Genomic DNA, 11,142 nt, shown 5'->3' on the forward strand with positions numbered 1-11,142 from the left:
GCGGCCTCGTCCATCAGGTCGATCGCCTTGTCGGGCAGGAAGCGGTCGGTGATGTAGCGGTTGGAGAGCGTCGCGGCCGAGACGAGCGCACCGTCGGTGATGCGCACGCCGTGATGCAGCTCGTACTTCTCCTTCAGCCCGCGCAGGATCGAGATCGTGTCCTCGACCGTCGGCTCGCCGACGAACACGGGCTGGAAGCGCCGCTGGAGCGCGGGATCCTTCTCGACGTACTTGCGATATTCGTCGAGCGTGGTCGCGCCGACGCAGTGGAGCTCGCCGCGCGCTAGCGCGGGCTTGAGCAGATTGCCCGCGTCCATCGCACCCTCCGACTTGCCCGCGCCGATCAGCGTGTGCATCTCGTCGATGAACAGGATCACCTCGCCCTCGGCCTGGCGGACCTCGTCGAGCACGCCCTTCAACCGCTCCTCGAACTCGCCGCGGTATTTCGCGCCCGCGATCAGCGCGCCCATGTCGAGCGCCATCAAGCGACGGTCCTTGAGCGTGTCGGGCACGTCGCCGTTGGCGATCCGCAGCGCCAATCCCTCGGCGATCGCGGTCTTGCCGACGCCGGGTTCGCCGATCAGCGCGGGGTTGTTCTTGGTGCGGCGCGCGAGAATCTGGATCGTTCGGCGGATTTCCTCGTCGCGACCGATGACGGGGTCGAGCTTGCCGTCGCGCGCGGCCTGGGTCAGATCGCGCGCGAACTTCTTGAGCGCGTCGTAGCGGTCCTCCGCGCTCGCCGTGTCGGCGGTGCGGCCGCCGCGCAGCTCGTTGATCGCGGTGTTGAGCGCGTCGGCGCGGACGTTCGCGGCCTGGAGCGCCTTGCCCGCGGCGGTGTTGAGGCTGAGCGCGAGCGCAACGAGCATCCGCTCGACGGTGACGTAACTATCACCGGCCTTCTTCGCGATCTCCTCGGCCTGATCGAGCACGCGCACCGCGTCGGTGCCGAGCCCCGGCGGCGTCTGCGCGCCCGAGCCGCTGACCGCGGGAAGCTTGGCGAGCGCGGCATCGGTTTCGGCCGTGGCGCGGCGCGCGTCGCCGCCGGCGCGCCCGATCAATCCCGCCGCCATGCCCTGCTCATCCTCGAGCAGCGCCTTGAGCAGGTGTTCGGGCGCGATCTGCTGATGGTTCATGCGGATCGCGACGGTGCGCGCGGACTGGAGGAAGCCTTTCGCGCGGTCGGTAAACTTGTCGAGGTTCATGGTCGTCCCCTGATGTCTTGCCGACTAGATGGTGTGATATTCAGGCAACACAAGTGTGCCCGTCAGGCTTCAGCCCACGTCTTCTCGCGAAGATTAAGATGGGTCAGGCGGCGGCGCGCGAGGCGGGGACCGAGGAAGCGGTGCCAGTACCAGTTCTTCGCCGCGTGCGGGGTGAGATGGTAGAGCAGCCGCTCGGCGAGCGTCCAGCGCACGCGCGAGCGGTCGGCGCGCCGCGGGGAGGGAACGCACCACAGGTCGAAGGGGTAGACCGCGTCGCCGTGGCGCAGCACGCGTTCCATGATCTCGTGATCCATCAGCACGTAGCGCCAGTGACGATGCGCGTACCCGCCCGCGTCCAGATAGGCTCGGGTGCGGAAAGCTTGGCCGAAGCCGCCGGTGTGCGTCTGCCTCGGCCACAACCGGCTGACGCGCTGGTTGTGGCGGCGCTTGGCGAGCGCGGCGGGGCCGTCGGCGGGATCGGTGACGTCGGTCGCCATCACCGCCACGACACGCGCGCCACCATCCGCGAACGCCTGCGCCGCGGTGGCGAGATAGTGCGGCGGGTAGATGGTGTCGGCGTCGGTGAAGGCGACGAAGGGCGTCGCGACGTGCGGAGTGGCGACCTCCAACGCGTGGACCTTACCGGGCTGCTCCGCGAACAAATGGATCACCTCGACATTCGTCATCGCCGCCGCCTGGGCGCGAGCGAACTCGGCCGAACAGTCGTCGGACGCATTGTCGATCAGGATCAGGCGAAAGGGCTTGAGCGTCTGCGCGTCGAGGCTGCGGAGCGTCGCGGCGAGATAATCGGCCTCGTTGTAGTAGGGCAGCACGACCGTCCACTCGGGTGTCATCACGCGTTCCCTCGCGCGAGGCGCAGCAGCGTGTGGCAGGCGGGCTCGCTCGATCTGAGGCCGTGCGTCGCCAGCGCGTGCGCGCGCGCCATCAGCCCCATCGCCGCCAGCCGCGTCGGATCGGCGAGCAGCGCGGCGACCTCCTGCCGGTAATTGCGGTTGGTCACGCGCAGCCCGCAGTTGGCGGGCAGCACGTCGGCGCTGATCCGGTCGGCAAAGGCGACCGCGGGGCGCCCGCACGCCATCGCCTCGACGATCGCGCGCGGGAAGTAATCGCGCCGGCCGGCGTGGAAGTAGAGCGCGGCAGAACCGAGCAGCGCCGGGACGACGCCGTTGGGTACGTGGCCGAGCCAGTCGATCTCGGGATAGCGCCGCGCCAGCGCCTCCGCGTCCGGCCCGCCGCCCGCGACCGCGACGCGGTGCTCGACCGAGAGCGCGCCGACCTCGGAGAAGCTCTTCCACCGCGTTAGCCGGCTGACCGCGATCACGTCGCGGCGGCGCTCGCCCATCACGGGGCGGAAGCGGTCGGTGTCGATCGACTTGGGCAGCCGCTCCATGCGGGCGTAGGGAATGGCGGCGCGCCACGGCACGCGCGGGCGGGCAAGCGCGCGCTCCTGCAGCTCGGATTCGGTGAACACCATCGCGGCGTGCGGTACCAGCCGGCTCCAGTAATCGCCGCCGACGATCACCGCGAACGGCCGCGCGTCGGGCTCGAGCACGCGGTCGAACAGCCGGTAGCCCGCACCGCCGTTGGTGCCGATCACGACGAACAGGTCGGCCGCATCGGCGCGCGCGGCGGCGACCATCGCGTCGCTGTAATGATCGCGCGACTTCGTGCCGCCACCATCCTGCGCGAACAGTCGCAGCGTGTAGGGCGCGCCAACGTCGGGCGTGCAGCGCAGCACGCTGTCCTCGAGCCCAACCCCCCACAACTCGACATCGGCACCGAGCGCCGATAGGAGCGCGGGCATCCGGCGATCGCGATTGTCCCATTGCAGCCACTCCGCCGGATCGGCGACGCTGTGATACGTCGGGTAGGAAAGAACGAAGACGATGCGTGTCATGCCAGCGCGCGGCGGATACCAGCAAGCTCCGGTGCTGCCTAGGACGACCGCGTGACGCCCGCGTATCGGCCGTTCAACGACGACGGTCCCTGCATCTCCTGCCTGATGGTGACCGCGGACCGGGTGCACCTGGCCGAACGATCGGTCGACTGCTTCCTCGCGCAGACCTATCCCAACCGCGAGCTCGTCGTGGTTGACGACGGGACGCAGGACTACGCGCCAATACTGTCGCGCGTGCCCGCCGACCGTTTGATCCACCACCGGCTCGTCAAGGACCCGGCGACCACGCTCGGCGCGTTGCGCAACCTGTCGCTCGACCTCGCGCGCGGCGAGCTGATCGCGCAGTGGGACGACGACGACTGGTTCGATCCCGAGCGGCTGGCGCGGCAGGTGGTCGTGCTGGGAAACAAGGCGGCGTGCTGGTGCCCGGTCGCGCTGATGCACCTGGCCGAGCCCGAGTGGCTGCGCCGCCCGTACATCGGCTGGTTCAAGGGCGGGGTGCCGAGCACGATCCTGCATCGCCGCCGCGACGACATCCGCTACCCGCTCGAACGCCGCGGCGAGGACAGCACCTACCGCGACGCGTGGCGGCGGCTGAGCTTCACCTTGCTCGACAAGGACGAGGCGGCGCTGCTGATCCGCTGCTTCCACGGCGGCAACACGTGGGAACGCGCGCATTTCGAGAAGCGGATTGCGCTCACCCCGAGCGACCGGGTCGAGTGGGGCGCGCGGCGTCTGCTCGGGCGAACGGCGGGTTACTCGCGTTTTCGCCTGACGCCGCGGCAGCGGGTATCGTTCGACGCCTTCTTCGCGCACTCGCGCGCGCTCGGGCTGGTCTGATGACGCAGATCGCGCGCGCGCGCGCCTGGGCGGGAACCGAGGCGGCGAAGCGCGTCGCGATCGCGCTGCGCGTGCTGTTCTTCGCCGCGATGTTCACCTGGCTGGTGCTCAAGGTACGCGCGATCGGCTGGCAGCAGGTGGTGGCGTCACTGCCGACCAACCCGCTGTTCTACCTGCTGTTCTTCGTCAATTTCCTGATCCTCCCCGCGTCCGAGACGGTGATCTACCGTATCGTGTTCAGCCGCGCGCTGCCGCGCGCGTTCCCGGTGCTGATCCGCAAGCGCGTCTACAACAGCGCGCTGGTGGGTTACTCGGGCGAGCTGATGTTCGCGATCTGGCTGAAGCGCAGCTTCGGTCTGAAGACCAAGCGCATCCTGATCGCGCTCAAGGACAATGCGATCCTGTCGGCGGTCGCGTCCGGGCTCGTCACCGCGGGGTTGCTGGTGCTGTTCGCCGCCACCGGCAACGCGCGCCGGATCACCGACTGGCTGCGTCCCGGCCCGGCGATCGTGATCGCGGGCGTGCTCGCCGCCGCGTTCGTCGTGCCGGTGCTCTACCGGCTGCGGCGTCACCTGATCGCGCTGACGGGCGGGCAGGCGGCGAGCGTGCTCGGCATCCACGTGTCGCGCACCGGTCTCGTCGTGCTGCTCCAGGCGACGCAATGGGCGGTGGTGTTGCCGAGGGAGCGCTGGTCGACCTGGCTCGTGTTTCTCACCGCGCAGATGGTGATCTCGCGCCTGCCGATTATCCCCAACCGCGACCTGCTGTTCCTGAGCGCGGGGCTGGAGATGAGCAACACGGTCGCTGGACCGCGCGCGGCGATGGCGGGGCTGCTGCTCGCGGGTGGCGCGCTGACGCAGGCGATGAACCTCGGCTTCTTCATCGTGACCTCGTTCATCGCGCAGCCGCCGAAGCTCGACGCGCGCGAGATGGACGAGGAGGTGGAAAGGGACGTGGAGGCGGATCGGATCGCCGGCACCGCCTAGCGCGTCGTGGCGTCGATCTCCGCGCGCGACCAGCCGCCGCCCATCGCCTGATAGAGCGCGACGAAGTTGGTCAGCCGGTCGGCCTGCGCCTGCGTCAGCGCGAGCTGCGCGGTTAGCAGGCTGCGCTGCGCGTCGAGCTGCTCGATATAGGCCGAGTAGCCCGCGCGGTAGCGATTGGTCGCATTCTCCAGCGCACCGCGCGCCGCCGCCGCCTGATCGGCCAGGTCCTGCGCCTGTTGCGCGATACGGGCGTAACCCGCCAGCGCGTCGTCGACCTCGCGAAACGCGGTCAGCGCAGTGCGACGATAGGCGAACGCGGCCTGGTCGCGCCGCGCCACCGCGCCGCGCTCCTGCGCGCGCAGCCGCCCTCCGTCGAAGATCGGCGACAGGATGCTGGCACCCAGTGAGAACACGCCGACCGGGTTCGACAGCGCGGTTGACAGCACCACGCCGGCCGAACCGGTCAGCGCCAGGTTCGGCAGCATCGCCGCGCGCTGGCTGTCGAGCGAGCGGTCGGCGGCGACGAGCGTCTGCTCGGCCTGAAAGATGTCGGGGCGGCGGCGCAGCAGGTCGGCGGGCAGCCCGTCGGGGATCGGCGGCAGTCGCAGCCGGTCGAGCGCGACGCCGCGCGCGATGCCGCGTGGCGCGTCGCCGGTCAGCAGCGACAGCGCATTCTCCTGCCGGCTGATCGCGAGCTGCGCGGCCGGGACGAGTTGCGCGGTGGCGGCGTACTCGGCCTGCGCCTGCCTGAGTTCCAGCCGCGACGAATAGCCGGTTTCGAACCGCCGCCGCGCGATCCTGAGCGCGTCGCTGCGCGCGGCGAGCGTGCCGCGCGCGATCTCCAGCCGCTGATCGAGCGCGCGCAAGGTGACGTAGCCCGAGGTGGTGCTGGCCGCGACCGCGAGGCGTACCGTGTCGCGCGCGCCCTCGCTCGCGAGCAATTGCGCGCGCGCGGCGCGACTCGCCTGCTTGAGTCGCCCGAACAGGTCGAGGTCAAAGCTGGCGGTGACCGCGGGCTGGACGCCGAACGCGCGGCTCGGCGTGCCGAACGGACTGAGCGTCTGGCCCTGCGTCTCTGGCACCTGCCCACCGATCGTCGGCAGCAGTTGCGCGCGTGCGAGGTCCTGCGCCGCACGCGCTTCCTCGACGCGCTCGGCCGCGATCGCGATGTCCAGGTTGTTGGCGAGCGCGCGCTCGACCAGCGCGGTCAGCTGCGCGTCGCCGAAGCTGGTCCACCACGCGTCGGGGATCGGCTGACCCGGCGGCGTCCGCGTCCGCCACGCGGGCGGCGGCGCCACCGCGGCGGCGGCCGGCGCCTCGGCGCGCTTGCCCGGCAGCGTGCAGGCGGCGAGCGACAGCGCGAGGATGAGCGGGACGGCGCGCGTCATTGCACCGCCGGCGCGCCGTCGACGTCGACGCGCGCCTGCACCGACATGCCCGGGCGCAGCCGTGCCGCGAGCCGCTGGCCGGGATCGATGCGGATGCGCACCGCGATCCGTTGCGGCACCTTGGTGAAATTGCCGGTCGCGTTGTCCGACTTGAGCACCGCGAACTCGCTGCCCGCGGCGGGCGAGATTTGCTCGACATGGCCGCGAATGCGCGCGTTGGCGAGCGCGTCGACGGTGAAGCTCGCCGGCTGGCCGACCGCGATGCGCGCGGTCTGCGCTTCCTTGAAGTTGGCGATCACCCACACCTCGGGCGGCACCAGGAACATCAGCTGCGATCCCGCGGTCACGTACTGCCCGACGCGCACGCCGACCTCCGACAAGCGCCCGCGCTCGGGCGCGCGGATCAGCGTGTTGGCGAGATCGATCCGCGCGAGGCGCAGCTGCGCCTCAGCCCCAGACACGCCCGCCTGCTGCCCGCCGCGGCCGACTTCGACCGTGCGGATGTCTTGTTGCGCGATCTCGCGCGCCGCCTGCGCCTGACGCACGCCCGCCTGCGCCTGACGCAGCGCGGCGAGCGTCTGGTCGCGCTCGCGCAAGGACACCGAGCCGTCCTTCACCAGATCGTTGACGCGCGCCATGTCGGCCTCGGCGCGCATCAGCTGCGCCCGCGCGTTCTCGACCGCGGCCTCCTGCGCGCCGAAGCTCGCCTGGCGGCTGGCGGCCTGCTGGCGCGAGTTGGCGAGCGTCGCCTGCGCCGCCTCGACCTGCGACGCCGCCGCCTCGACCCGCTGCGCGTAGATGCGGCGGTCGATCTCGACCAGCGGCTGCCCCGCCTCGACGGTGGCGAAATCGCGCACCAGCACGCGCGTGACGTAGCCCGATACCTGCGGGCTGATCACCGTCACGCGCCCGCGGACATAGGCGTTGTCGGTCGACTGGTCGTCGGGATCGAACGGCCAGATCCGCCACGCCGCCAGCACCGCGGCTAGCCCGGCGAGCGCCAGCATGACGATCAGCGCGATCGAGCCGGCGGTGAGCTGCGGCGGGCGCCAGCCCGAACCCTGCGGCGTTGCGGGGGCAGGCGCGGCGACCGGATCGGGCGTCGGCGCGCTGCCCTGCTCGGCGATCTTCTCCTCCGTCATCGGCGTGGGCGAAACTTCGGAGGAACGCGGGTCGGTCATGCAACAACTCCGCGACGCGCGCGGATCGCGCGACGCACCAGCAGGAACAGGAGGTAGAGAAAGGTCATCGCGGCGAGCACTGCAACTAAGCGGAAAACGTCATTGTAAGCGAGCACATTGGCCTCACGCGTCGTGGTCTGAGACAGCAGCGCGGCGCCCTCCGCGCTGCGTAGGCTGGGATCACCGACGACGCGGCCCACTCCGGCAGCGCCGGCTTGCAGTCGCTGCGCGACGATCGGGTCGGTCACGTCCACGCCTTGTACCAGCGCGGCGCTGTTCGCCTTCTCGCGCACCACCTGATAGGTGCCGAGCAGTGCGGCACCGCCCAGGCCACCGATCGAGTTGATGATCCCGAACAGCGCGATGAAGCTGATGATGTGCCCGCTTCCCGCCGCCAGTGCGCGCGTCATGCCGAACAGCAGGGCGGGGCCCAGGAAGAACGCGCCGGCGAACGCGATCACTGCCTGCGTTACGTAGAGCTGCGGCGCGCGCGTCAGGCTGGTGGCATGCGAATCGACGAACGCCGCCACCGCGACCAGCCCGACCGCGAGCATGATCGGGTGCGCGAGCTTCTCTATGTTGAGCGTCACTGCACTCGCCGCGACGCCGGCGGCGGTCGCGAGCGTCAGGAGCAGGAAGAACGGCTTGAGCTGGTCGTTGTTCTGCCCCAGCACGGTCAGCAATCCGACCGCACCCGTGCTCTGCTCGGCCAGCACGATGCGCGCCATGATCGTGACGATGGTGAAGCGCACGATATCCGCGCTCGCTAGCCAGCGCGTGTTGAGCAGCGGATTGGCGCGTCCGCTCTCGATCAGCAGCGCGGCGGCCAGCATCGGGATCGCAGCGATCAGCGCCCAGCCGATCCAGTCGGCCTGCGTCCACCATTCGACGCGACCGAGCCCCAGCACGGCGGCGAACAGCGCCATCGACCCCGCGAACAGCGGAAAGGTGACGAAGTCGAGCCGCTCGAACGCCTTGACGCGCGTCGTCGGCGGCAGGCGCAGCGCGATCACCGCGGCCAGGCTCATCGCCGCGAGCCCCAACTCGAACAGGTACAAAGTGCGCCACTGGCTCATCGCGAGCAGTTCGGGGGAGAACAGCCGCGCCATCGGCGTCGCGCATTGCGGCACGCCGATGCCGACCACCACCGCGCGCAGCCGCCACTTCGCCGGGAACGACTGCATCAGGTAATAGAGCGCCAGGCTGCTGATCGGCGCACCCGCCATCCCGCTCGCCGCGCGCACCAAGATCGCTGAGGAGAAGTCGCGCACGAACAGGTGCGCGAAGGTGAGCGTGACGTAGAGCGCAAGAAAGATGATCGCGAACGGGCGCAGCCCGAACTCCTGCCGGAACTTGATCATCAGCAGGTTGATGCTGACGTTGGTCATCACGTACACCGTCGGCAACCACGCGATCTCGGCCGGATCGAGCCCGAGCGCGCCTTGCAGCGCGTAGGTGTTGGCGGTGATGAGTGCATTGCCGAACCCCGCGGTCAACCCGAGCAGCACGCCGATCAGGCCGTAAGCGATGCGGCGGCGTGCGGGGTGCGCGGGCGAACCCGGGGAGCCGGGCAGCACGGGACGCTCGTGCTCGGCGAACACCCATTGTTCTTCGCGGAGGAACTCGCGCACGCGCGCCAACACGGCCATGTTGCCGCTCTATGTCCGTTTCGCGATCGAGCGCAACGACCCCGACGGAGTCCCGTAGGCGGCGCGGCAGCTTCGCGATTCAGGTACGCCATCGCCGTGCGTTCGTGGAGGCAGGGGTGACGCGTTCTCGATCCTGCGGTATTACGTCGCGAAACGAAACGGAGAGGATCAGGCCATGGCAACGCTCGCGACCGTCGACCAGCAGGAGGCGCAGTATGCGCCGGGCGAGTGGGAGGCACGGGTCGATCTCGCCGCCGCTTATCGCCTGGTCGCGCTCTACGGCTGGGACGATCTGATCTTCACGCATCTGTCGGCGCGCGTGCCGGGGCCCGAGCACCACTTCCTCATCAACCCGTACGACATGATGTTCGAGGAGATTACCGCGTCGAGCCTGGTGAAGATCGACGTCGAGGGCCAGCCGGTCGGGCCGAGCACGCACCCGGTCAATCCGGCGGGCTTCACCATCCACTCGGCGATCCACATGGCGCGCGACGACGCGGCGGCGGTGATGCACCTGCATACGCCGCACGGGCAGGCGGTATCGGCGATGGAGTTCGGCCTGTTGCCGCACACGCAGACCGCGATGATCGCGCAACACGACGTCGCCTACCACGATTACGAGGGTATCGCGACCGACCTGGACGAGCGCGAGCGGCTGGTCGCCGATATCGGCACCAAGAATGCGATGATCCTGCGCAATCACGGCACGCTCGCGGTCGGCGACACGGTGGCGTCGTGCTTCCTGCGGCTCTACTTCCTCGAGCGCGCGTGCGAGGCGCAGGTGATGATGCTGTCGGCAGGCCGCGAGCACCTCAACAATCCGCCGCAGGGTGTCGAGCACAAGGTCGCGGGGCAGTCGAACCCGAAGGGGATGGGCGGCCTGGCACAGAAGCTCGCCTGGCCCGCGCTGTTGCGCAAGCTCGACCGGATCGATCCCAGCTTCCGTGACTAGGCTGAGAGCAATTGGGTGAGCTTCTCACTCGATTGCTCCGAAAGCTTACGGTCAAACAGAAAGGCCCCGGCATCGCTGCCGGGGCCTTTAATTTGTCATCGCTGACGGCTGGCGCTTAGTCGCGGTCGCCGGTCAGGAAGGCGGGCGCGAACTCGGGGTCGGGACCGCGGTCGCTGCCACCTTCGCTGCGCTCGCGGCGCGGGCCGCGATCGCCGCCGCGCTCACCGCCACGACCTTCGCGGCGCGAACCGCCACGGTCGCCGCCGCGATCACCACCGCCGCGACCTTCGCGACGCGGACCACGATCACCGCGCTCGCCGCCCTCACGCGGCTCGCGCTTCGGACGCGTGTCCTCCAGCTCCTCGCCCGTCTCCTGGTCGACGACGCGCATCGACAGGCGGACCTTGCCGCGCGGATCGATCTCGAGGACCTTGACCTTCACGGCCTGGCCCTCGGAGACGACATCGGTCGGCTTCTCGACGCGCTCGTTCTTCATCTCGCTGACGTGGACGAGACCGTCCTTGCCACCCATGAAGTTCACGAACGCACCGAAGTCGACGATGTTGACGACCTTGCCGTCGTAGATCTTGCCGACCTCGGCCTCCTCGACCAGGCCCTTGATCCACTTGATCGCGGCCTCGATTTGGCTCTGGTCGGACGATGACACCTTGATCACGCCCTCGTCGTCGATGTCGACCTTGGCGCCGGTGGTCGCGACGATCTCGCGGATCACCTTGCCGCCGGTGCCGATCACTTCGCGGATCTTCGACTTGTCTATCGAGAAGGTCTCGATCCGCGGCGCGTGCGCCGACAGCTCGGTGCGGGTCGAGTCGAGCGCCTTGGCCATCTCGCCCAGAATGTGTGCGCGGCCTTCATGCGCCTGCTTAAGGGCGACGCGCATGATCTCCTCGGTGATGCCGGCGATCTTGATGTCCATCTGCAAGGACGTGATGCCCTCGCTGGTGCCCGCCACCTTGAAGTCCATGTCGCCCAGGTGATCCTCGTCACCCAGGATGTCGGACAGGA

At 69.6% G+C, this 11,142-nt stretch carries 10 protein-coding genes; 3 read left to right on the forward strand and 7 right to left on the reverse strand.

The window, feature by feature from the left end:
• The 3 genes from ACFDS6_RS15635 to ACFDS6_RS15645 form a co-directional block, all read right to left on the reverse strand.
• Window positions 1–1,202 (reverse strand): Clp protease N-terminal domain-containing protein (locus ACFDS6_RS15635; protein ID WP_375273028.1); only part of this gene is annotated, 1,202 nt, incomplete at its 3' end.
• A 62-nt stretch (window positions 1,203–1,264) separates the two neighbouring features.
• Window positions 1,265–2,056, reverse strand: a complete 792-nt coding sequence (locus ACFDS6_RS15640; protein WP_375273029.1) for a glycosyltransferase family 2 protein — start codon at window positions 2,054–2,056, stop codon at window positions 1,265–1,267.
• The gene (locus ACFDS6_RS15645) at window positions 2,056–3,120 is read right to left on the reverse strand and encodes a glycosyltransferase (protein ID WP_375273030.1); all 1,065 of its coding nucleotides are present in this window, start codon (window positions 3,118–3,120) and stop codon (window positions 2,056–2,058) included. Before ACFDS6_RS15645 ends, ACFDS6_RS15640 begins: the two co-directional genes overlap by 1 nt.
• 51 nt (window positions 3,121–3,171) lie before the next feature.
• On the opposite strand from ACFDS6_RS15645, the gene ACFDS6_RS15650 reads away from it, so the two are divergent.
• The gene (locus tag ACFDS6_RS15650; RefSeq protein WP_375273031.1) at window positions 3,172–3,960 is read left to right on the forward strand and encodes a glycosyltransferase family A protein; all 789 of its coding nucleotides are present in this window, start codon (window positions 3,172–3,174) and stop codon (window positions 3,958–3,960) included.
• Window positions 3,960–4,946: a hypothetical protein gene (locus ACFDS6_RS15655; RefSeq protein ID WP_375273032.1), complete on the forward strand. Its 987-nt coding sequence runs from the start codon at window positions 3,960–3,962 to the stop codon at window positions 4,944–4,946. Before ACFDS6_RS15650 ends, ACFDS6_RS15655 begins: the two co-directional genes overlap by 1 nt.
• Here ACFDS6_RS15655 and ACFDS6_RS15660 read toward each other — a convergent pair.
• Genes ACFDS6_RS15660 through ACFDS6_RS15670 form a run of 3 tightly spaced genes read right to left on the reverse strand, consistent with a single transcriptional unit; the run spans window position 4,943 to window position 9,164 of the window.
• Window positions 4,943–6,334 carry an efflux transporter outer membrane subunit gene (locus ACFDS6_RS15660; RefSeq protein ID WP_375273033.1) on the reverse strand — a complete coding sequence of 464 codons (1,392 nt, stop codon included), beginning with the start codon at window positions 6,332–6,334 and terminating at the stop codon, window positions 4,943–4,945. The two genes, ACFDS6_RS15655 and ACFDS6_RS15660, sit on opposite strands and share 4 nt — an antisense overlap.
• On the reverse strand, window positions 6,331–7,515 hold the full coding sequence (locus tag ACFDS6_RS15665; RefSeq protein WP_375273034.1) for an HlyD family secretion protein: 1,185 nt from the start codon (window positions 7,513–7,515) through the stop codon (window positions 6,331–6,333). Before ACFDS6_RS15665 ends, ACFDS6_RS15660 begins: the two co-directional genes overlap by 4 nt.
• A complete protein-coding gene (locus tag ACFDS6_RS15670) occupies window positions 7,512–9,164 on the reverse strand; it encodes an MFS transporter (protein WP_375273035.1) in 1,653 nt (550 codons plus the stop codon). Before ACFDS6_RS15670 ends, ACFDS6_RS15665 begins: the two co-directional genes overlap by 4 nt.
• A 175-nt stretch (window positions 9,165–9,339) precedes the next feature.
• Between ACFDS6_RS15670 and ACFDS6_RS15675 the strand changes: the two genes are divergently transcribed.
• Window positions 9,340–10,116, forward strand: coding sequence for a class II aldolase/adducin family protein (locus ACFDS6_RS15675; RefSeq protein WP_375273036.1), 777 nt, complete (start codon window positions 9,340–9,342; stop codon window positions 10,114–10,116).
• A 115-nt stretch (window positions 10,117–10,231) separates the two neighbouring features.
• On the opposite strand, the gene ACFDS6_RS15680 is transcribed toward ACFDS6_RS15675, so the two are convergent.
• The coding region (locus ACFDS6_RS15680) for a S1 RNA-binding domain-containing protein (protein WP_375273037.1) at window positions 10,232–11,142 on the reverse strand (911 nt) is incomplete at its 5' end.

It is taken from the genome of Sphingomonas sp. (assembly GCF_042095875.1).
GTDB lineage: Bacteria > Pseudomonadota > Alphaproteobacteria > Sphingomonadales > Sphingomonadaceae > Sphingomonas.